At 32.1% G+C, this 22,372-nt stretch carries 15 protein-coding genes and 1 pseudogene; 7 read left to right on the top strand and 9 right to left on the bottom strand.

The window, feature by feature from the left end:
• Positions 1 to 424: 424 nt before the first annotated feature.
• Positions 425 to 2,824: a TonB-dependent receptor gene (locus tag IW18_RS21530; protein ID WP_041520268.1), complete on the top strand. Its 2,400-nt coding sequence runs from the start codon at positions 425 to 427 to the stop codon at positions 2,822 to 2,824.
• A 61-nt stretch (positions 2,825 to 2,885) separates the two neighbouring features.
• On the opposite strand, the gene IW18_RS21525 is transcribed toward IW18_RS21530, so the two are convergent.
• The 9 genes from IW18_RS21525 to IW18_RS21485 form a co-directional block, all read right to left on the bottom strand.
• The gene (locus IW18_RS21525; protein ID WP_041520267.1) at positions 2,886 to 3,458 is read right to left on the bottom strand and encodes a tetratricopeptide repeat protein; all 573 of its coding nucleotides are present in this window, start codon (positions 3,456 to 3,458) and stop codon (positions 2,886 to 2,888) included.
• A 177-nt stretch (positions 3,459 to 3,635) separates the two neighbouring features.
• Positions 3,636 to 5,357 (bottom strand): phospholipase D-like domain-containing protein, encoded by a 1,722-nt coding sequence (locus IW18_RS21520; protein ID WP_041520266.1) that lies wholly within the window; start codon positions 5,355 to 5,357, stop codon positions 3,636 to 3,638.
• A gap of 206 nt (positions 5,358 to 5,563) precedes the next feature.
• Positions 5,564 to 6,280 carry a 6-phosphogluconolactonase gene (gene pgl / locus IW18_RS21515; protein ID WP_041520265.1) on the bottom strand — a complete coding sequence of 239 codons (717 nt, stop codon included), beginning with the start codon at positions 6,278 to 6,280 and terminating at the stop codon, positions 5,564 to 5,566.
• Positions 6,261 to 7,799 carry a glucose-6-phosphate dehydrogenase gene (zwf, locus tag IW18_RS21510; protein WP_041520264.1) on the bottom strand — a complete coding sequence of 513 codons (1,539 nt, stop codon included), beginning with the start codon at positions 7,797 to 7,799 and terminating at the stop codon, positions 6,261 to 6,263. The genes pgl and zwf overlap by 20 nt, the downstream gene beginning before the upstream one ends.
• A gap of 27 nt (positions 7,800 to 7,826) precedes the next feature.
• The gene (gndA, locus tag IW18_RS21505) at positions 7,827 to 9,236 is read right to left on the bottom strand and encodes an NADP-dependent phosphogluconate dehydrogenase (protein ID WP_041520263.1); all 1,410 of its coding nucleotides are present in this window, start codon (positions 9,234 to 9,236) and stop codon (positions 7,827 to 7,829) included.
• Positions 9,237 to 9,603: 367 nt separating this feature from the next.
• The gene (locus IW18_RS21500; RefSeq protein WP_041520262.1) at positions 9,604 to 9,957 is read right to left on the bottom strand and encodes a hypothetical protein; all 354 of its coding nucleotides are present in this window, start codon (positions 9,955 to 9,957) and stop codon (positions 9,604 to 9,606) included.
• Positions 9,958 to 10,033: 76 nt separating this feature from the next.
• Positions 10,034 to 10,339 carry a hypothetical protein gene (locus IW18_RS21495; protein WP_041520261.1) on the bottom strand — a complete coding sequence of 102 codons (306 nt, stop codon included), beginning with the start codon at positions 10,337 to 10,339 and terminating at the stop codon, positions 10,034 to 10,036.
• A gap of 139 nt (positions 10,340 to 10,478) precedes the next feature.
• On the bottom strand, positions 10,479 to 12,863 hold the full coding sequence (locus IW18_RS21490; RefSeq protein WP_041520260.1) for a TonB-dependent receptor: 2,385 nt from the start codon (positions 12,861 to 12,863) through the stop codon (positions 10,479 to 10,481).
• Positions 12,864 to 13,060: 197 nt separating this feature from the next.
• Positions 13,061 to 14,317, bottom strand: coding sequence for an OmpA family protein (locus IW18_RS21485; RefSeq protein WP_041520259.1), 1,257 nt, complete (start codon positions 14,315 to 14,317; stop codon positions 13,061 to 13,063).
• Positions 14,318 to 15,088: 771 nt separating this feature from the next.
• On the opposite strand from IW18_RS21485, the gene IW18_RS21480 reads away from it, so the two are divergent.
• The 6 genes and pseudogenes from IW18_RS21480 to IW18_RS21455 all read left to right on the top strand — a co-directional run.
• Entirely contained in the window at positions 15,089 to 16,840 is a 1,752-nt protein-coding gene (locus IW18_RS21480) for an ATP-binding protein (protein WP_041520258.1), read from the top strand.
• 86 nt (positions 16,841 to 16,926) lie between these two features.
• Positions 16,927 to 17,580, top strand: a complete 654-nt coding sequence (locus tag IW18_RS21475) for a response regulator transcription factor (RefSeq protein ID WP_052480267.1) — start codon at positions 16,927 to 16,929, stop codon at positions 17,578 to 17,580.
• A 606-nt stretch (positions 17,581 to 18,186) separates the two neighbouring features.
• A complete protein-coding gene (locus IW18_RS21470; protein WP_041520257.1) occupies positions 18,187 to 18,585 on the top strand; it encodes a hypothetical protein in 399 nt (132 codons plus the stop codon).
• A gap of 99 nt (positions 18,586 to 18,684) precedes the next feature.
• Positions 18,685 to 20,151 carry a PAS domain-containing sensor histidine kinase gene (locus IW18_RS21465; protein ID WP_240475590.1) on the top strand — a complete coding sequence of 489 codons (1,467 nt, stop codon included), beginning with the start codon at positions 18,685 to 18,687 and terminating at the stop codon, positions 20,149 to 20,151.
• Positions 20,152 to 20,211: 60 nt separating this feature from the next.
• Positions 20,212 to 20,592: a YegP family protein gene (locus IW18_RS21460; protein ID WP_041520256.1), complete on the top strand. Its 381-nt coding sequence runs from the start codon at positions 20,212 to 20,214 to the stop codon at positions 20,590 to 20,592.
• 473 nt (positions 20,593 to 21,065) lie between these two features.
• Positions 21,066 to 22,372, top strand: a pseudogene (locus IW18_RS21455) (hypothetical protein); the annotation flags it as partial.

The raw sequence follows: 22,372 nt of genomic DNA, 5'->3' as shown, positions 1-22,372 counted from the left end.
CTTCGGGTTTTATAACGGCTTTACCGGTATATTGCCAAACAAACGAAAAATGATGATGATCTGCCATTTTTTGTGACAGCTTTAAATCGTAATAAATAACGTTTTGAGTAAAACTATTGATGGTAATATGTACCTGCTCTGAGAAATGTGCCATAGTGAAGTATTGGTTTGAGTGAAGTTAAGTTTGTGTATAATAGGCTAACAAGTACGAAAGCCATCTAGTAAAAATATCAGACAATATTTACAAAATCTACCCACAAAAGGTATAGTAATAACAGAATAGGGTAATAGCTAAAACTTGAGAATTAAGGCAGTAGATGAATAAGTACAAATATTACTTGTTAAACGAATATTAATTTTTATTTTTGCATTGTTTTTATTAATTCTAAATAAAAATTAAATCAACCAACCAATTCCAAAATCAATGAAATATATAAGTTTACGAAGGTCAAAGTTTTTAGTTGTTATTAGTTTTTTGTTTTCAATAGTTTCTTCTTTTGCGCAAAACAGTGGAAAGATAAGGGGAGAAATAACAGCTTCTGACGGAAAACCTGTTTCTGGAGTTCTAATTGTTTTAAAAAACTCGGACTATAAAATCATTACAAATAATAATGGTAATTTTAAATTTAATAAAGTTGTAGAGAATATATATGTAATTCAAGCTTCTCTAGACGGATATGAAACAATAGAACAACAAATTACTGTTGTAAACAATGAAACGGCAACTGTTAATCTTCAGTTTAAAACTTCAAATCAACCCCAATCAAAATCTACAAATGCAGCTTCTGACGGAAGTGGTGCTCAGCTTGATGAGATCATTGTTTCGGCAAGTCGAAAAGTCGAAACGTTGTCTAAGACTCCATCATCAGTAACGGTTATTAATTCTAAGGATATTGAAGATTTATCAATAGTTAGTCCAAACATTGCAAATATTTTGGCCTATGCAGTTCCGGGTTTAGGATCTGCAACCAACAATACGGGTAATTATGGTCAAACGCTTCGTGGAAGAAATCCTTTGGTTCTTATTGACGGGATTCCGCAATCGACTCCATTAAAATCTGCGGGAAGAGAAATGCGTTCTATCGACCCTTCGGTAATTGAACGAATTGAAGTGATTAAGGGCGCAACTGCTATTTATGGAAATGGCGCCGATGGAGGACTTATTAACTACATAACGAAGTCTGGTAAAACTCAAAAGAAGTTTGCAGGATACAGCGAGGCAGGAACTACAGGTAATGTAAAAGGTGATAGTACTGCAGGATATCGATTTAACCAACAATTTTACGGAAAAATAAATAAATTTAATTATATCGTTGGCGGTACTTATGAGAAAACTGGTGTTTTTCGTGATGGTGAAGGTGAGGTTATTTCGCCAGAATATGGTCTAGGAGAAACTAAAACTTACAATATTTTTACAAAAGTTGGTTACGATTTAACGGATAAACAAAGAATTGAATTGATGTACAATTATTTCAGTTCAAATCAGGATTCAGATTATATTCTTAAAAATGGTGTTTACGGCGTAACTCCCGCAATTGGAATTTTGGGAAATAGACCTGGAGTTGACGAAGGCACAAAGTATAATCATAATGCAAATTTGCAATATGTGAATAAACAATTTTTTGGGAATACGTCATTAACAGCAAATTTATACTTTCAGGATTTTTTAACTATATTTTCGAACTCGGCTTTTTTCTATGGCGGAGGACAATCGCAAACAGCATCTACAAAGAAAGGTTTTAGAGTTTATTTAAATTCACCATTTACAATATCTTCAAACTTTTCCGGAGATGTTATTTATGGTTTTGATTTACTGAACGATAAAACAAATCAGAAATTAGTCGACGGACGTGTTTGGGTTCCAAATATTAATATGGTCAATTTGGCACCATACGCACAAGTTTCAACTAGAATTTTTGGTGACTGGAATGTAAAAGCAGGTCTACGTGCCGAAAATATCAAGATAAATATTGATGATTATAATACGATCGCCACAGGAACAAATGGAGGCGGAAGTATTGCAGTAAAAGGTGGTGATCTTAGTTATGATGCTTTTGTTTTTAACACTGGAATTAGATATTCTAGATTTAAGTTTTTTAATCCATTTGTAAGTTTCTCGCAATCATTCTCGATTTTTGATCTTGGTAGAGTTCTTACAGCTGCTAAAGAAGATGCGATATCAAAACTTCAAACAAAGCCTATTATCGTAAATAATTATGAAGGAGGTTTTAGTAGTCAATTAGGGAAATTTAATTTGAGTGCTGCGTATTATTTTAGTACTTCAAAATTAGGAACTAATATGATTCAGGTTGATGGTTTTTCAGTAGCAGAGCGTTTACCGGAACGTGTTTGGGGTTACGAAGTTCAGGCAGATTATCAAATTTTAAAGCAATTGACGGTAGGAGGAAACTACGCGTATGTGCAAGGTAGAGGTGATAAAGATTCTGACGGAAATTTTTATGGACCTAACGATATTTATCTAAAATCAAATAGAATCCCGCCGGTAAAAATGACGGCTTATGCAAAATTTGGCAATAAAAGATTAAATGTCGAATTGTATTGGATGTATGTTGGTGATCGTGATCTTTTTCAGCCTAATGCAAAAGGTGCTTATGCAATTGGCGAAGGACCTATTCATTCTTTTGATTTATGGAATTTGGCTACAGCTTATAAAGTTACAGAGCGTATTAGAGTAAAACTTGGAATAGAAAATATATTCAATACAGATTATTATCCTACAACTTCTCAGTTTTATGGTACAAACGCCAATTATACAAGAGGAAACGGAACTAGATTTAATCTTGCTTTAGGATACAGTTTCTAACAATGAGATGTTTTTTTATTTTTTTTTAAGGTTTCTGGTAATTTTTTATCAGGAACCTTTTTTAATTTTTGTCATAACTTTTAGCGTTTCTAAGTTTAACTTTTTTAATAAGATATAAAGAATCTTTAATTAAGGATTTTATTTCAAAAGATGCAGCTTTGCGTACTTCGTGCATGTTTTGTTGTAAACCTTCGATATTCATTCTGGCAGCTAGCAAATCTGTTTCAAAGGTTTTTAAAAAGTGATTTTCGATGTTTGTATTCTTCTTATAATAATAAATCGCATTATGAAGATCTTCGATTTGCCCCGTAAAATCTAAGATTGCTTTTTTAGAAATGGCTCTATTGTAGTAAATTGAGAATTGTAACGGATCAATTTCTATTGCTTTATCAAAATCTTCAATCGCATGATAATGATAATCTAGTTTCTGAAGACAATTTCCTCGTATTACATAAGCATCGTTATCAAAGCCTGAGTTAATCGCATGGTCTAAATGTAATAAAGCTTCTTGAAATTGATTGGACAGAAAGAGTCGTTTCCCTTTTTCTAAATTGGCAGAACCTTCCTCATTAGAATTCGTATTAGAAAATTTTTCTTTAAATCTCTTTACCGTTAAATTGTAGAACCAGTTCATATTTTGTTTAGATTTTGGTTGGCAAATTAGTTTAGGTCAGGAAAAGACTTATTAAAGAGGGGGAATAAATATAGTTAATTTTTTGAAAAATAGCAACTTACATTTTATTTTATTAAAGATCTATAAAGTTTTTTTTGAATTTAATACTAAAGAAAGTTTACAAATTCTACACTTGTATTACGAGAATAATTTACGATCTCTAATTTTTTTTGGATCTGTATAATATCTTTCCCACCAAGTTTTTTCAGTAGCTATTTTGGGCGGTTTCGCGAGACATAAAGGTTTTCCATCTTTTTTAGATTCTTTTTGAAGGACTCTAAAGTGATAATGATCAAAAATTCTTAAAGCCTCGATCATATATGAGACGGCAATTTTTCGATCTCGAATTAATAATAGATTTTCGCCATTTTTAGTGTCAGCTGTTCCTGAAAAATTATAAGAACCTAAATAAACTCTCGCAGTTGGTTTGTCAAAATCTATGACAATAAACTTATGATGCATTCTTGCTCCAAATCCTCCGCTTGGTTCTGATTTAAAAGGTTCCGGAAGATTTTTTGATAATTCAGATGGAAAAACGGGCGCGAGATTACCATCTGGTTTAAGTAAATCTAATCCTCCAACTTTTTTATCGGAAACCCCATAAACGAAAATCTTGTCATCTTCGGTCAGCTTCTTAACCGTTTCTCGTATTGAACCTTGCACAGAGAATAAAAAGGCGAGTGAATAGAAAACGCTGGAATTTGCGTGACTCATATCTTTTGCAATTTTATCTAAGAGTGCATTTTTAGAAGCGTGTGGTGAAAAAGATACTTTTGCATCGATTCCGGCTAATTGTAAATCAGACCATTCTGCTGATTTTGTTTGTCCGAAATTCTTTGTATCATCATATTTCCAATAATTATTAAAAGCATCTAAGAAAGGTTGAATTGTTTTTTCTCCTCGAACTATAATGGCATTATTGGATTGAACATAAAACCCTCTCCAAGAAAAATTGGTAGAACCACAAATGGCAGCATTGACTTTAGCACCTTTCACAATAATGGTTTTATTATGTTGAAGTTGATTCATATGATGCCTTTTTACATTTCCACCAGTAGATTCTTGTAATTGTTTTGCTGCTTTTGTTTCGCTTGAATGCTCCTCGCCATGATCACCGCTATTGTCAATAATAACTTTTAAGCGATTGCCAAGTTTTACAAGTCTTTTTACAATTTCGGGATGGTTTAAGTCGTAAGCAACTACCATAATCTTTGCACTTTTATCTTTATCGGCTTCATCTAGAAGATCCAGGATTTCTTTTACAGCCTCAAATCCCATCCAGGAAAGTGCTTCATCAGATTTTGGATGTGTAGGCTTAAAATCAAGTCCCAGAGCTGCTTTTGGAGGTAAGAGCGAGGCAATACCACCGTCTTTTTCGTATTTATCAACAAACGCCTGTGAGGATACAAAACCACGAGTAAAAGATACATTTAATTGATCAGGGTAAGTTTCTCTATTCAATGCAATTTCAACAGTTTGATTTTCGCCATAACTCAGTTCATCATTAATGTTCATAAAAACAGGTTTTACCATATAAGTGAATTTACCTTTTAAATTAGCATTTCTAGGGAAGTGAACCCATCTAAACATTTGAAACGGAGCCTGAAGTGATGAGATACTGACAGGACTAGGTTTGCCATTTTTATCCAGGAACGAGAGACGATTTTTTAGGGCGAAAAATTTGTCGCCATGGGGCTCTTTGTACTCAATTGAAAAACCAACAAAATCTATTGGAAGGTTCTCATTTTTCCAATTCATTGCTAATAAAAGCATTCCTTCTCCACGTGATACTTTTAGTAAAAAAAGTGCATTTTGATTATTGCCTAAGACTTGAAATTCGGAGTTATTAATTTTCGCCATACTTTTATGATATTATTTTAAACTAAAATTAAGTATTTGTGTATCAATTAATTGTGTGTTTAAAATTAATAAAATATTATTTATTTTACGATAGTAATCATGGTGTTTTTCTAGTAATGAGAATTATTATTCATTTAGAAAATTTTGCAAAAAAAAAGAGTTTACATTTTTGGTGTAAACTCTTTATATCGTAAAAGAATGATTTCTTAATTGGTTCCGGCAGCACTTTTGTCTACAAGAAATAGTAATTCTCCAGAAACGGGTTTAATCAACTGCATTGGATAAAGTGCAGGATTGTATGCTCCGGTTGTTACTTCTTTTAATGCAGGTGCTTTTTTGTCTCCAAAAGCGATTACAACAATTTTGTTTGCTTTGTTTATTAACGGAGCAGTAAGCGTAATGCGATACATTTTTTGAGGTTCAAGGTAATAAGCGTCAACCCATTTGTTTTGTTCTTCTAAAACTGCTTGCCCTGGAAAAAGTGAAGCGGTGTGTCCGTCGTCTCCCATACCTAATAAGATAAGGTCAAATTTGCCTTCATCACCTAAGACTTTTTTAATAGCCTTTTCGTAAGTTACAGCATAATCTTCTGGCTCAACGCCATCTGCATACATTTCAAAAATATTTTCTGCAGGAATAGGAACGTGGCTTAGTAAAGTTGCATAAGACATTTTTGCATTGCTAAGATCATCATTTAAAGGAACCCATCGTTCATCTCCCCAAAATATAAAAACTTTACTCCAGTCTATTTTATTTTTATAATCGTCAGAAGCTAATAATTTGTAAATCCCAGCAGGAGATGAGCCTCCTGTGAGTACAGCAGAGAATTGACCTTTTTCGGCAATTGCTTTTTGTGCCTCGGATACAAAAAGATCTGCCGCTTTAGTGTTAATTTCTTCTGTATTATTGTATATCTGTATCATCTAAAATTTCTTCTTTTATATTACTTTGTGAGTTTTGAATCCAGGCATGTCCTTGTCGTGCCAATAATTCATCAGCTTCTTCCGGGCCCCAGCTTCCTGCTTTATAATTAGGAAAATTGGTTGGCGCAGTAGTTTTCCAAACTTGCTGAATGGTGTCTATTGCATCCCACGCTTGTTCTACCTGATCCCAACGCATGAATAGGGTAGGATCTCCCGCCAAAGCATCGGCGATTAATGTTTCGTAAGCTTCCGGCGACATTGTAGAACACGCAAAATAATCAAAAACCATTTCTGCTGGTCTTAGCGAAAGCGACAATCCAGGTTTCTTGGTCATAAATTGCAGTTTGATATCCATTGCAGGCTGAATATTGATAATCAATCTGTTTGGCGTCATACCTTGTTTTCCGTAAGAAAATGCAGAATGCGGAACGGGTTTAAATTGTATAATGATCGAAGATTGCTTTTCTTCCATTCGCTTTCCTGTGCGCAGGTAAAACGGAATTCCTTGCCATCTCCAGTTATCCAGATAAATTTTCATTGCCACATATGTTTCTGTATTAGAATCTGGTGCAATTCCTTTATCCTGACGATATCCATGAACGGGATTTCCTTTTATAAAACCTGCGTCGTATTGTCCTCTTACAACATAATGATCTACTTCGTCTGGTTTAATACGGCGAATAGATTTTAAAACATCTGCCTTACGGTTTCGAATATCATCTGCTTCTAATGATGCTGGCGCTTCCATAGCGGTCATGCATAAAATTTGAAGTAAATGGTTCTGAATCATATCTTTTAATGCACCTACGCCTTCGTAGAATCCGCCGCGTTCTTCAACACCAACTTCTTCTGCGACTGTTATTTGAACAAAATCGATAAAGTTACGACTCCATAAGGGTTCAAACATCGAATTACCAAAACGGAAAGCCAGTATGTTCTGAACGGTTTCTTTACCTAAATAGTGATCGATTCTGTAAATTTGTTCTTCTTTAAAAGTTTGCGAAAGCATTTCATTAAGTGCAATTGCAGAAGTTTTATCGTAACCAAAAGGTTTTTCTATAATAATACGATCTTGTTTTGCATTTGCTGCAAGACCAATTTTATTGATATTGTTAGAGATTGTAGTTATGAATGATGGAGTAATGGAAAGGTAAAAAAGACGATTTGCACGTTCTCCAAACGTTTCATCAATATCATTTATCTTGTCGTTTAAACTTTGATACGATTCTTCTTTATCGATATCAAGACTATGATATGTTATGTGAGAAAGAAACTTTTGAGTTTCCGGATCAGAAAGACCTTTTTTTCTTGAAAAGGTTTCCAGATTTTCTAGTACATAGCTGCGAAATTCGTCATCGCTTTTTTCGGCTCTTCCTAAGGCGATAATCTGAAACTTTTTGGACATACGACCATCAAGATACAGATTTTGAAATGCAGGAAAGAGCTTTCTCTTTGCCAGGTCTCCGGTTCCCCCAAAAATAACAATGATTGTTGGATTTATATTTTTGAACTTACTCATTTTTGTAGTTGTGTTGCTTAAATTTTCTTATTCAGACCATTGTGTATGGAAAACACCTGTGGCGTCTATACGTTCGTAGGTATGTGCTCCAAAATAGTCACGTTGTGCCTGAATTAGATTTGTTGGAAGGTTTTCTGATCTGTAGGCATCAAAATAAGCCAATGAATTCATTAGGCCTGCTACTGGTAATCCTTTTTGTACAGCAAATTGAATAACGGCTCTCATTCCTGCTTGATTATCGGTTAATTTTGAAGCGATTCCAGCATCTAAAAGTAAGTTTGGCAAATCTGATTTTGTAACATATGCTTTTCTAAAATCTTCTAGAATGTTTGCACGAATAATACATCCGCCGCGCCAGATTTTGGCAACAGTTTCGAGATTTAATCCGTAATTGTATTCTTTTGAAGCGGTGTGAAGTTGCGCTAGTCCTTGCGCATAAGTTACAACGATAGAAAAGTATAACGCAGATTTTAACGCTGCAATTACTTCGTTTGTATCAATATCAGTTTTTGGAGCGTTCCAAACTAAATTTTTGGCAGCTTCAATTCTTTCCGGTTTTGTTTTAGACATATCGCGCATAAAAACTGCCGCATCGATTGTTGGAATAGGTACTTGCAAATCCATTGCGTTTTGCGAAGTCCATTTTCCTGTTCCTTTCGATTTTGCCCAATCCGAAATTTTATTGATTAATGGGCTTCCGTCTTCGTCTTTTTGTTTTAAGATGTTTCCGGTTATTTCGATCAAATAGGATTTAAGATCATGCGTTTGGTTCCATTCTTCAAAAGTTTTCTGAATGGTTTCTTCATCCAAATTATAACCTCTTTTCATTAGGTCATAAATTTCAGAAATCAGTTGCATAATTCCGTATTCGATTCCGTTGTGAACCATTTTTACATAGTTACCGGCAGATCCGTTTCCTAAATATTCAACGCAAGGTTCTCCATCTACTTTTGCAGCAATGGCTTCAAAAATTGGACGAAGTCTTTCGTATGCTTTTTGATCTCCACCCGGCATCATTGCAGGACCAAATCTTGCTCCTTTTTCTCCACCAGAAATTCCCATCCCAAAGAAATGAATTCCTTTATCAGATAGTTCTAAAAATCGTCTGTCTGTATCGGTAAAATAAGTATTTCCACCATCGATTATAATATCTCCCTTATCTAAGTGAGGAAGTAAACTTGCTATTGCGCTATCTACCGGTTTTCCGGCAGGAACTAGCAACATTATAGCTCTTGGTTGTTGTATAAGGGCTACAAAATGTTTAACATCTGTTGTAGCCTCAATTGTGTGGTCAGCATCTGCTTCTTGTTGAAGAGAATTGACTTTTTCAGTATCTAAATCTAAACCTGCTGCCGCAAAATTATGGCTTGCAATATTCAAAAGTAAGTTACGGCCCATTACACCGAGCCCAACAATTCCAAAATCAAATTTGTTCATAGTTTTCAATTAACTAAAATTATTAGAAAAATGCCTTTTCCAAAAAAGTAAGAGAAAAAACAGTAATGCTTTTTCGGTCAGTTCTTTGCAGAAAAACAAAGTATGTATAATCTTATGTTTTAAGATTTACTGTGCTAAGTTAAAGAAAAATGACGAAACATTATATCATTTACAGTCCTCATTTAAGGCTTTAGGGCGATAGTTTTTTAAGTGTAAAATTTATATTTAAAATTCTGAATTAGCTATAACGTTATCGAAGATCTCTGTAGAAAAAGAAAAAAACGCTTAAAACATTTTCTCTGAAAAGGAATATGTTTTAAGCGTTTTGATCATTAATAATTTATTGTCTACATTATAAATGTATAAACTATTGATACAATAAATAATAATTGCAACGATGACGTTTACTGGTATAATTAATATTTTTGTATGCTCCGGAAACAGGTTCTACCCAATCTTGTCTAATGATGTAAAGACCTTTCATTGTAGGATAAAATACTGCTTCACCATCTTTATTTAGAATGAGTTCTTTTTCCCAGTTTTCGGGGTTAAAAACACGAATTTTTGTTCCTGATTTTGAAGGTTTTCCATTAAAAAAAGCTTTTACAATTATCTTTTTATTTTTATTAACTGCTAAAATATCAAGTTTTTGAATAGGTTTACTTTGATCTATTATTGAGTTACCTACATTGTAAACGGCCGTTATATAATCGATAGGCAAAACGTTTTCGCCACCTGTAGCGGAGCGATCTACAACCGGATGTTTATCGTTAATTCCGATGATGCGATATTGACCTTCATTTTTTTGGAATAAAAACGGCCAACCAAGAATCTTTTTGAAGTATGAATTCTAGTTTTTGTTCGTTGCCTTTTGCGTCAATAATTCGCATTTGAAAATCTCCCGCAAGTTGAAGTTCTTTACCATAATCTCTGTGTCGAACGCCGTATTCGCCCATACTGCCGTAACATAATTCTATATTTATGGGTTCGTTAACTTTGCCAGAACCTTTTACATCTATCCAATAGGCGCTTGCGAATATTTTGGAGCAGGAAAAAAACAGGCAGACTGTAATCAAAATCTTGAATAACAATTTATTTTTCATAATGATTCTTCTTTTATATTGATGTAAAAATTGGAATTTCCAGTTCTCATTAAAAAACTAAAAGGTTGCCTGTAAAGACAACCGTTTAGTTTATTTTAATTTATTACAATGTACTTGTGTTTTAAGTTTTAGCATAGTATTAAAACTTTAGCGCAAAGCTTCCCAAAAATTGAGCAGGAGCCTGAGGTGTAAGTCTCACATTCCAAGCTTTTTCGCTGGTTAGGTTATTTACTTTAAAACTTATTCTGTATTTAGGCTGATCGTAGTAAAGTGCAGCGTCTAGCATTGTATATTCAGGAATGGTAACTTTAGTGGTTTGTGTATTGATAACGTATGACATTGTACCATAATTACCACCAAAACCTGCACCTAATCCTTGAAATTTACCTTCGGGAATTCGGTAACTCAACCATAAATTTACAGTTGTTGCCGGGCCGGAAAGGGCAGGGCGAAGACCATTTACAGTAGCATCTGCTTTTGTGTATTTGCTATCATTATATGCATATCCGGCTACTAAATTGAATCCTGAAAATGGATTTGCTGTTACTTCGGCTTCAAAACCTTTGCTTCGTTGTGTACCATCTTGTATAGAATAGTTGGTATCATTAGGATCTTGGCGCAAAGAATTTGCAACTTGTATATCATAATAACTTACAGTTCCTACAAGTCTATGGTTAAATACATCTCCTTTTAAACCAACTTCAAACTGATTGGCATGTTCTGGTTTAAATGCAGTTCCGTCAAGTGCTTGTCCGCTTTTATTAAGAAAGCCATTCATATAATTGGTAAACAATGATAAATGATCTTTGCTTAATTCATAAACAGCACCAAGTTTTTGTGATAATGAAGTTTGGTTATAAGGGCCTGCCGACGTTCCGTTAGCCCCAAGTCCGCCAGCAGTTGTACCTGTTGCAATGTTATAAACGCCTAAGTATTCGTAACGATCTACACGTAAACTTGCCATTACCAAAAATCTGTCTGTAAAATTAAATACATCCGAAAAATAGGCAGCGTATGTATTATCTCTATTTTTTTCTTTTCGTAAAGTTCCTTTTCCTGCTTGTGCAAGTGAGTTTACGATTTGTAAATTGGTTCCTGAGTTTGCCGGAGGATTTACAAAATTAAATGTATCTGTGTTGATTGTAAGTCGGTCAAAATCATTGTAATTATTGTAATAATCTAGTCCCGCAACGATACGATTTCTAAATCTTCCAATTTTAAAATCACCAATAAAATTTTGCTGAATATCTGTAGCTATAAAGTTTGTATTTCCTGATATTACTTGTACACGTGCAGTATTATCACTCAATGCATTAATTGCTGTAATGTTTCCATCTATTGTAGAACGTGCTCTGGAGAAAATAGTTTGTGAGGTCCATTCTTCAGAAATTTTATAATTAATTTGCCCGAAGATATTAAGCATTTGAGTATTGTAAACTAAGTCATTACTCATGAATGTTCTTTTGTACGGAAATGCAATATCGACAATTGATCGTGTGGTATTGCTTTTATTATATGGGTTAAAACGTACTACAGATGTTCCTTCTTCCTGACCAAATTCTACGTCAAGTAATAATGATAATTTATCTGTAATTTGATAGGAGAAGCTTGGCGCTATGCTTATATTTTTGGTAAAACCCAAGTCCTGAAAACTTTTTTGTTGCGTTGTTGCTCCGTTTAATCGGAATAATGCTGTTTTATCTTCATTTACGGGAGTGTTTACATCTACGGTAAGACGATTAAAATTGAAACTTCCGCCTGTGTAAGATACTTCACCGCCAAAATCGTTATACGGTTTTTTAGTTACACGATTAAAAACTCCACCATAACTACTAGCTACACTTGCACCAAATAATGTCGATGATGGGCCTTTTATTGCCTCTACACGCTCTAGATTTACAGGATCAATAGAAGAGAATGCTTGTCCGGCAACACCATTTCGTGCATTTGGTTCTGTATAGAAACCACGAGAACGAAATGTAACACGTCCTTGGTTGGCAATCATTGGAATACCTGCGCCGGGTACGTTTTTAGCGATGCTTCCAAGATCAACAGCAGATTGTTCTTGTATTAGTTCTTTTGAAACGGTATTGTATACTTGGGGGTTTTCAAGGTTTTTTAATGGTAAACGCGCCACATATTTACTTTCTTTTTTAGAGAATCTATTTACTTTTCCAGAAACTGTAACTTCTTGTAAAGCCATTACGTTTTCTTTTGGTAATTGGTAATCTACTGTGGTAATTTGGCCTGCAACAACTGTTGCCTGAATAATTTGCTCAGGCGCACCTAAAACTTGTATCATAATATGATAGGTTGCAGCAGGAACATTTTTAAAGCTGTAATTGCCTTCTTCGTCAGAAAGTGTAGATTTGTTCAATTCGACAATAGAAATTGGAGCAGAGGCGAATGGTCTTCCGTCAACAAGTTTTATTTGTCCGGAAACTGTACCCGTAGATTGGGCATAAGTATCGTTTATGTTAGCCAGTAGAGTTAATACCAGGAAACAACGTAAAATATAGCGCATAGATTAAAAAATATAGGTTGTTTATTGAATGCGCCAAAAGTATGCAATTATTTAGATTTAGTCTTGATAAAGATGTTTAAATAACAATTTGTTAAAAGTTTTGACAAAATTTAAACAATATTTTTATTGACTATTAAAAAAAAAGGGAATAGTATTGAAACTATTCCCTTTTGTATTCTTAATATGTAGAACTTTTCTTATTTTACTCTAAAAGTCACTTTTCTAACTAATTTTCTAGCTGCGTCTGAATCTTTTTCTACTGAAGTATCTTCGCCTGCCGAAACAATATTTAAACGTGATGGATTAATTTTAGCTTTTACTAAAACATCTTTTACATTGTTTGCTCTAGAAGCTGCTAATTTATCGTTGTAAGCAGATTTTCCAATTTCATCTGCATGACCAATAATATCTACTGAAGCATTTGGATTGTTTCTTAAATAATTTAAGATAAAATCGATTCCTTCTGTTGAAACATTTGTTGGAGTAGATTTTCCGAAATCAAAATAAGTACATACATAACCACCATTGATTAAGTTTTTAATCAATTCGTTGTTTCCTAAAATTGGAGATTTGTCTGTATTACTTCCGTAAGTTTTTAGTAAATAGCTTTCTAATTCGTCAGGAACATTATTGTTGTTTAAGTCAATAGATTTTCCTTTTGTGTTTACCATTACACCAGAAATTGTGTTTGGCTCTTCGTCTAAATAATCTGGAACACCATCTTTATCAGTATCTAACATAGATGTTTCGATATCTGTAATTCTTTTTCTCAAGTCATCGATTTCGCTTCCGTTATCAATAACCCAGTCAGCATGCTTTTCGTTTTTACCTAAGTAAACTGTTAAACCAACTGTACCATTAAAAAGAACTCCTGAAAAACCTCTACCGTTGTTGGCAGTTGCAGCATCAAAAGTATAATCTTGTCTAGCATTAACGATAGTTGTAAAGTCTCCCGTTAAAACTAATCTGTTTGTCAATTTAATTTGTCCGGTAATACCTGCAATAAAATTACCCATTCTGTCTTTTATTGCAGAGTTTTGATCTTCTAATTGTGCTAAACCAAAACCTGCGTGACCTAAAATACCAATAGTATTTGTCCAGGTTTCAAAATTCATGATTCTTCCTAAGTTTGCCACAGCCTGAATGTCTGCTCTGTAATATTTAGTATCAAAATCAATAGAATTGTTTTTTCCTGTAAAACTGTTGTAACCAAAGTCAGCTTTTAAACCAAACTTGTTGTTAAACATGTATCGAACTCCTAAATCTGCAACATAAGGACTTGGAGTCGAAGTAAAATAAGACGATGACATTGGTCTTTGTGGTTTATTAACTCCGCCTGCTAACTCAATAGACCATTTGTTAAACTCACTAACTGGCTTTTTTTCGATTTTGTTTTGAGCACTTAAAGTTGTAATTGCACTAGCAAAAGCTAACGAAAGCATTAAATTTTTCATTTTGTATTATTTTAAAATTTCGGGGCAAAACTAGAAGAGAATATTTGATGAAAAAAATGGGCAGTAAAAACGAGAAGAAATTTTGGCATTTTTAGCTCTTGAATCTAGATTGATTTTGTAATGTAAGTACTTGTTGTTTAGTTGTTTGATTTTTTTATTCAAAAAAATCAAAAAAAAATCAAGTTATGTATAATTGAACTAAAATTGAATTTCATGAACAATTGCAATACTTTAGCGTTTTTGAAAGCATAAGATGCAGCTCTTTTTATTATTTATTTTGACATTAAAATTCATTGATTCTAAATAGAAAAATCGAGGTTTAATTATGTAGAATAAGTTCTACATATAATAGTGTAATGTTCTACACTATTATATATCTTAGGAAAGTACTTTTGCACTTATTTAAAAAATAAAAACAAATAAATATTTGTAAAATGAATTATAATATGTAAATTGTTTATGACATATTTATTCAATTAGAAGACTCCCCAAATCTCTTTTAAATATTTTTTTGTCGTTATAATAAATGTTGATTTTAAAAGCGCTTGGCTCGGTTATTTCTATAATAAGCGACTTGGTTTTTTTAATCAATACTATTTTATCGCCAATAGATTTTAATTCATTGATCTTGATTTAAAATCTAAAAAATTATATTTATTCAAAATGTAGTACATCATTTATTTGTGATCGTACTTCTGCCACCTAATTAAAACAGTTATTAGAGTTATTGATTTTTTTAACTCATTATTTTTCATTTTAAAAATATAAACTTTGATTAGAAAACATTTTAAGGATAATGAATTTAGGTTTTTAAAACTAAAATTTCAGCATAGAAAAACTATTCACTACACTTTATTGGCATGTGTTATTTTTTTGCAAGTTATCGTTGCCATTATTTGGTATAATGAGTCTGCAAACGAATCTGAAGCAAATAAGGCTTTGGACTCGATGAATTCGTTGAATAAAATATCTCACTTTACAAGTCAAATAAATAATTCGTTTATCGATTCTCAAAAAAAATTTAATAATTACTCTAATGCAAAAGACCAGGTTGCATTGCAGGAATATACTGTTGCATTAAATGATATAAGTAGATTGCTTGATAGTTTAAGTTTAATTACAAAAGACAATAAAGCTTTTATGGAGATTTTGATGAAAAAAAATCAATCTGAATCGAATATCCAAGCATTAAAGACTAATATTGATTCGATAATTGAAAATCGAATCAATCCGAATAAGAATGATGCTTCAAAATTATTCAGACTTAACAAATTTGAATACAAAAAGATTTTAGACAGTATAAAAACTGATTCTTATATTAAAGTAGATAGTGTATCTAAAAAAGGATTGTTTTCGAGGTTAGGAGATGCATTTGTTGGAAAAATGAACGTACAAAAGGAACAGTTGAATATTACTGTTACCATGAAGTATAATAATAAGGTGGTATCAGGAAGTATTGAAGATCAAATTGCGAATTTGTTTTCGATGACAAATAAGTATTATGAAAATCAATTTAAAAATTTAAAGAAATCATTTGCAGATTTAGATGCGCAAGATTTAAAATTATCACAGCTTAATAACGAGCTACTGAATTTAGAGTCTGAAATAATGCCTAATTATACAAGGACTCTAAATATGCTTCAGGATAATGTGCAAAAAACATTGAAAGAAAGCGCAGCTGCAACAAAAATCGCGAGAAATTATACGATTGCAATTTTGATTCTTATCATGTTTATAATTTCATTAATTGTTTTCAGTTTTACAAGAATGTCGTTTGAATATGAAAAACGATTAACTACCGCTCAGGAGCAAATACGACAAAGCTTGAGTTTTAAAAATAGAATTATGGGAATGATCAGTCATGAAATCAGATCTCCTTTGAGTATTATTTCTATTTACAGCAAAATGATTAGCTCTTCGATAAAAGATGAAGAAATAAAAGAAACTTTTAAATCGATTCAGTTTACAACAAATTCGCTATTACTATTATCAAGTCAGATTTTAGAATATTCTAAAGATGAGAATCGTTCGCCAGAATTAAAAAACAAGAACTTTCATCTAAAGAGTGAAATAAATCAGATTATTACTTCGATGAATTCTTTGGTAGAGACCAAAGGAAATAAATTGGAGGTTAAATCTAATTTATTAGAAGATTATGAAGTTTTGGCAGATGCGGCCAAAATTCACCAACTTTTTTACAACATTATTGGTAATGCCAATAAGTTTACCAAAGACGGACTTATATTGATAGCGATTGATGGTAAAAAAAGAACGGATAAAAAACTAAACCTAAAAGTTGAAATTCAGGATAATGGTATTGGTATATCGGCAAATGATTTAAAAAATATATTTGAGTTGTATTATCAAGGAACTGTTTCAGGAAAAGTTAATGATGTGGGTGTTGGTTTAGGACTGAATCTTTGTAAAGAGATAGTTGAATTATTTGGAGGCGAGATTAATGTTGAAAGTAAAGAGGGTAAAGGCACAAAGATTATATTTAATTTGATATTAAACTTGGTTTAGAACACAAAGTAGGATATTTAGCTTTGTATTTTATTAGTTGAATAATAAATTAGAAACGAGTGTTGCAATAATTTTAATTAAAGTAGATGAAAACAAAATCATCATCAAATAGCTATAGTTTTTTAGTAGCAGATGACCATAGTGTGGTTAGACAAGGAGTTTCTTTGATTATTAAAGAATTGTTCTTGAATGCCACCATTTATAAAGCAGGAAATTTTAAAGATACATTTAGCATTTTGCGAGAAGAAAAAATTGATATGCTAATTCTGGATGTCAATTTTCCTGATGGTAATAGTATCAACATTATATCCGAAATAAAAGCTATTCGGCCAGACATAAAAATATTAATATTCTCGGCTTACGATGAGAATATTTATGCCATGCGTTATTTGAATGCTGGAGCATCTGGATACTTGAATAAAGAAACTTCTGAAGACGAAATGAAGGAAGCGATCAATACAATGATTTCAACCGGAAAATATATTACTCAAAATATTAAGGATCGAATTTTAGATTCATATATTTCAAAAAAACCAACTAATCCGCTAGATTTATTATCGAATAGAGAGATTGAAGTAGCTCAATTATTGATTAAAGGGTATGGAAACTTAGAAATATTAGAATTATTAAATATTAAAAAGACAACTGTTAGTACTTATAAAAATCGAATTTTTGAAAAACTGGAAATCGATAATCTGGCAGATTTAATTAAATTTTTTCAACTTTACTTTGATGAATAACAGTGATTTAAAATTACCGTCACTTTACAGGCAATAACAACACTTTTATTGAATATAGGAGAAACCAGAGATTTTAATTCTCTGGTTTTTTTTTGAAATAAAAAGAACAAAAATAAGACCAATTTCTTGTAGAAATAATTCTACAACGGGTTGTCCATTATTCTATAATCTATTGATTTTATTGGAAGTATTTTTGTCTTGTTAGGAAATTGGAATGTATTTGAAGTCTAAAATAGATTAAGAATCAAGAACTTTTTCTGAGCCATTATTTTTTGTTTTTTGAATTTTTTTTTGTTGCTGTAGACGGCTTCTGTTTGTGTTTTTGGATTTTACATAAAGAGAGTCAAAGTTTTTTTGAGACTAGCCGTCTCAACAGCGAAAAATTGCTTTTGTAACTAAAGAATAAAATAAATATATAATGCAATAAAGGAGAGAGAATGCTTGTGGAATTGGGGGTTCAATTGTGCTAAGTTTATGTAGGATGCTAGTTGGAATCTCTCCTTTTTATTACAACTATATGTTTGTTTCTAATTATGAAAAGGGTCAGCTACTCTTGTTCAGATTAAAATTCATTAAAAGAGTTTGTTTGTAAAATGTAATTGGGAGATGATGAAAAAAAGAGCACTTATATATGGAAATCAAAAATGTTTTTCGAAATACATAAAACGCAGGTTTCAAGATGTATTAGAATTTGATGTTTGTAAGGATTTTAAATTTCTTAATGAAGAATTAGAGGTTTACTCTGTAGTGGTACTCGTTATTTATGAAGAAGAAGATTTGATTGATTTTTTTAAGGTATATGGTAATGGAGTTCCATTGGTTGTTTGTGCTTTTAATAAGAAAGTTTTAGAGATAGTAATTGGTTTTGAAAATATTGTTCTAGTAGATACCGCAAAGATCCGATCAGAAATATTAAATCAGTTAAATTTTTATTTTAAAGAGACAATACTAAGTACTAGGTTGTCGCCTTCGATTGGTTATAAGGGGTTGCTATTTAGGTGTTAATTGATTGTTGTTGAGTGTAGGAATAATTGAATGTTATTAAAGCAAGAAAAAATGGAATTCGATTTTTATAAAACTAAAAAAAACAAAACTGTTAGTAATTTGAAATCTAAATTATTTGATGAAATTCAGGATGCTTTTTTCGTTTTAACGATCTCAGCTGATAATGATTATAATATGCCATTTATAAAAGCTTCAGCATATAAAATGTTCGAAATTTTAGAAGATGATATATTTACGAATACAATACTTTCTGTATATGATAGGATACACTCGGATGATAAAAATTTAGTAAAGCAATCTTTGATGGATTGTATTAGAAATGGAAAGAACTGGGATGTTACTTTTAGAGTTCAATTACCAAGCAAAGGATTATGTTGGTTCAAAATTTCAACAAAAAGAGAGGTAGATAGTGACAATACAGTCTCTTTTTATGGACAAATTGTCGATGTAACTGACTTGAAAAATTTGGATTTGAAACTGAAATTTGCAGAAGAACGTTTGAAATTCGCTGTTGAAACATCTACTTCAGGTGTTTGGGAGTGGGACATGAAAGAAAATACAGTTTTTTATTCTGTACAATCTCTAAAAATACTAGAAGTTGAATCTGTAAGGACTTTTGATTCCCCTCAATCTTGGAATGAAATTGTACATCCTGATGATTTGGAAAAATATTCTAAAGTATTAAACGATCATTTTGAAGGTCAAACATCTTTCTATGAAATTTTTCATCGTGTATTGATATCCAATGAAAAGTATAAATGGATTCTTAACAAAGGTAAAGTTATAGAACGTGACTCAAAGGGCAAACCATTAAAAGTGATTGGAATTCATACAGATGTTTCTTCTCAAAAAGAAAAAGAGTTGGAGCTAATGAGAAAGATGGAATTGTATAGTGAAGAGAATGATAGGTTGTTGAATTTTTCTCATATCGTATCACATAATCTAAACTCGCACGCAGGAAATTTTAAACTACTTCTGGATATGATTGATTTGGAAGAAAATTTTGCTCAGAAACGCGAAACGATGAAATATTTGCGAACTGTTTCTAACGATTTAAATAGAACGATAGAAGATTTATCGCAAATAATAAATATTCAGAATAATGCAGATATTGTTGTTGAGCCCTTGAATTTAAATAAATATTTGAGTCGGGTTCTTGATATTGTTAGCGCTTATAGTCATCGAAATAATGCTACGGTTATCAATAATATTCCTGCTGATGCTACAATTAATTTTAATCCAGCATATCTGGAAAGTGTTTTGCAAAATTTATGTACCAATGCAATCAAATACGCTAATCCGAATAAGTTTTTAATAATTGAGTTCAATTTTTTTATTGAAAACAGTAAGAAGGTATTGACTATAAAAGACAACGGTTTAGGGATCGATCTAAAAAAATACGGGCATTTGTTATTTGGCATGTACAAAACATTTCATAAGCACGAAAATGCAAATGGAATTGGACTATATATAACAAAAAACCAAATTGAATCGATGAATGGTTCTGTTACTGTTGAAAGCCAAGTAGGAAAAGGAACTACGTTTAAAATCATTTTTAATGATTAAAAGTACAATCATTTAGAATCTAAAATTAATATCAATTTACACACAAAAAGTAATTTTATAATGGAAAAATTTGTAATCAATAAAAATACAAATGGAGAATTTCAATTTGATTTTATAGACAAAAAAAACAAAGTTATTCTAAGCAGTGGAGGATATACAAGAAAATTAATGTGCATTAAAGGAATTGAGTCTGTAAAGAAAAATTCGCAGGACAGTGTAAAATTTTTTAGAAAAACAGCATTAACTAGTGAAACCTATTTTAATTTAAAAGCATTTAACGGAAAAATTATTGGAGTGAGTAAAATGTTTAAAGATAGATTTTCTCGCGATAAAGGTATAGAATGTTTAAAAAAGAAAGCACCTAATGCTATAATTGAAGATCGATCGAAACAAACAGTTAAAATATTAGCTTCGATTTCGTCCTATAATATGGCAGTTTAAAAATTGCCATATTTTACTATACAAATATACCTCTTCTTATAGGTATAGAATTTACACATATACTTTCATTACTTCATTCTTTTAGAGGATACTCTCAAGATTTATCATTTTAATTATGGTCGGTTTTTAAATTTAACCAACCTAATTATGCATGTTTATAAATGAATAGAAGTTTTGATAATGCTTCATCGCCTAACGATGAATTTTTAGAGATAAAAGAGATTTTTTTGTGTAAAATCGTGTAGAAATAGTTCTACATACTTTAGTTTTTTATACTACATATTTTTGATTTTAAGCAAGTTACATTTGCGAACTGATTGAGTGTAACAATTGAAAATGTTTTTTTTAAAGATCCCAAATCTAAAAATAAACTTAGCTAATCATGTTTTGAAAGAATGAGAATTAATCATTTTTTAAGTTTTATCTATTAGAATTAGTTCTTGTTAAAATTAATTGTTTTTAAAATGTTTTTTATGAAAAATTATTACTTATTACCCCTTTTAATAGGATTTGGTTTTTTGGGTCATGCACAGGTAGGTATTGGAACTCAATTACCTAATGCATCAAGCCAGCTTGATGTTGTAGCTTCAAATAAAGGTATACTTATACCAAGGGTTGCATTGACAAGTACAACAGATAAAGTAACCATTACTAATGGGAATGTAAATAGTCTTTTAGTTTTTAATACACAAACAATTAATGATATTCTGCCAGGTTACTATTATTGGTATATTGATAAATGGCATCGTTTTGCTGATTCTGGCAATGAAACAATTACGACATTAGTAGATAATAAAAATGGCACCATTACCTATACAAATGAAATTGGTTTAGCCGTGACTATTAGTTTGATTTCCGGCCCAAAAGGAACTAATGGAGCAGATGGAGTCGATGGAAAATCAATTATCGGTGGAACGGGAGCACCAGGAGCATCAACAGTAGGAAAAGACGGTGATAGCTACATTAATTATAGTACAGGAGATGTTTATGTTAAACAAGGAGATACTTGGGTAACTACGGGAAATATTAAAGGTCCAAAAGGTGACAACGGTAAAGATGGAATTGATGGAAAATCAATAACGGGCGGAACGGGAGCACCGGGAACTTCAGCTTCAGGAAAAGATGGAGATACTTATGTTGATAATAGTACTGGAAATATTTATGTTAAGCAAGGAGATACTTGGGTAACTACGGGAAATATTAAAGGGCCTAAGGGAGATGATGGTAAAGACGGAGTTGATGGGAAATCAGTAACGATAAAAGACAATGGCGATGGAAGCTTGACAATTACAGATGGTTCAGGAAATGCTGTTACAGTTAAAAATGTTACTAACGGAACAAACGGAACAAATGGAGTTGATGGAAAATCAGTAACCATCAAAGATAACGGAGATGGAAGTTCAACCATTACAGACGGCTCAGGAAGTTCAGTTACAGTTAAAAACGGTATTAACGGAACAAATGGAATAAACGGAACAAATGGAGTTGACGGAAAATCAGTAACGATAAAAGACAATGGTGACGGAAGTTCAACAATTACAGATGGTTCAGGAAGTTCAGTTACAGTTAAAAACGGTATTAATGGAAAAGATGGAACAAATGGGGTTGACGGAAAATCAGTAACAATAAAAGACAATGGAGACGGAAGTTCAACAATTACAGATGGATCAGGAAGTTCAGTTACAATTAAAAACGGAACAAATGGAATTGACGGAAAATCAGTAACTGTAAAAGATAATGGAGACGGAAGTTCAACAATTACAGACGGTTCAGGAAGTTC

Source organism: Flavobacterium hibernum, from assembly GCF_000832125.1.
Lineage (GTDB): Bacteria > Bacteroidota > Bacteroidia > Flavobacteriales > Flavobacteriaceae > Flavobacterium > Flavobacterium hibernum.
Note: the sequence above shows the minus strand (reverse complement) of the source record. Positions and strands in the feature narration are given on the sequence as shown.

What these genes read in the sequence shown, in the direction of transcription:
- IW18_RS21530 (WP_041520268.1), top strand. Translation starts at nt 425, where the DNA reads ATGAAATATATAAGTTTACGAAGGTCAAAGTTTTTAGTTGTTATTAGT.
- IW18_RS21525 (WP_041520267.1), bottom strand. Translation starts at nt 3,458, where the DNA reads ATGAACTGGTTCTACAATTTAACGGTAAAGAGATTTAAAGAAAAATTT.
- IW18_RS21520 (WP_041520266.1), bottom strand. Translation starts at nt 5,357, where the DNA reads ATGGCGAAAATTAATAACTCCGAATTTCAAGTCTTAGGCAATAATCAA.
- pgl (WP_041520265.1), bottom strand. Translation starts at nt 6,280, where the DNA reads ATGATACAGATATACAATAATACAGAAGAAATTAACACTAAAGCGGCA.
- zwf (WP_041520264.1), bottom strand. Translation starts at nt 7,799, where the DNA reads ATGAGTAAGTTCAAAAATATAAATCCAACAATCATTGTTATTTTTGGG.
- gndA (WP_041520263.1), bottom strand. Translation starts at nt 9,236, where the DNA reads ATGAACAAATTTGATTTTGGAATTGTTGGGCTCGGTGTAATGGGCCGT.
- IW18_RS21495 (WP_041520261.1), bottom strand. Translation starts at nt 10,339, where the DNA reads ATGAAAAATAAATTGTTATTCAAGATTTTGATTACAGTCTGCCTGTTT.
- IW18_RS21490 (WP_041520260.1), bottom strand. Translation starts at nt 12,863, where the DNA reads ATGCGCTATATTTTACGTTGTTTCCTGGTATTAACTCTACTGGCTAAC.
- IW18_RS21485 (WP_041520259.1), bottom strand. Translation starts at nt 14,317, where the DNA reads ATGAAAAATTTAATGCTTTCGTTAGCTTTTGCTAGTGCAATTACAACT.
- IW18_RS21475 (WP_052480267.1), top strand. Translation starts at nt 16,927, where the DNA reads ATGAAAACAAAATCATCATCAAATAGCTATAGTTTTTTAGTAGCAGAT.
- IW18_RS21470 (WP_041520257.1), top strand. Translation starts at nt 18,187, where the DNA reads ATGATGAAAAAAAGAGCACTTATATATGGAAATCAAAAATGTTTTTCG.
- IW18_RS21460 (WP_041520256.1), top strand. Translation starts at nt 20,212, where the DNA reads ATGGAAAAATTTGTAATCAATAAAAATACAAATGGAGAATTTCAATTT.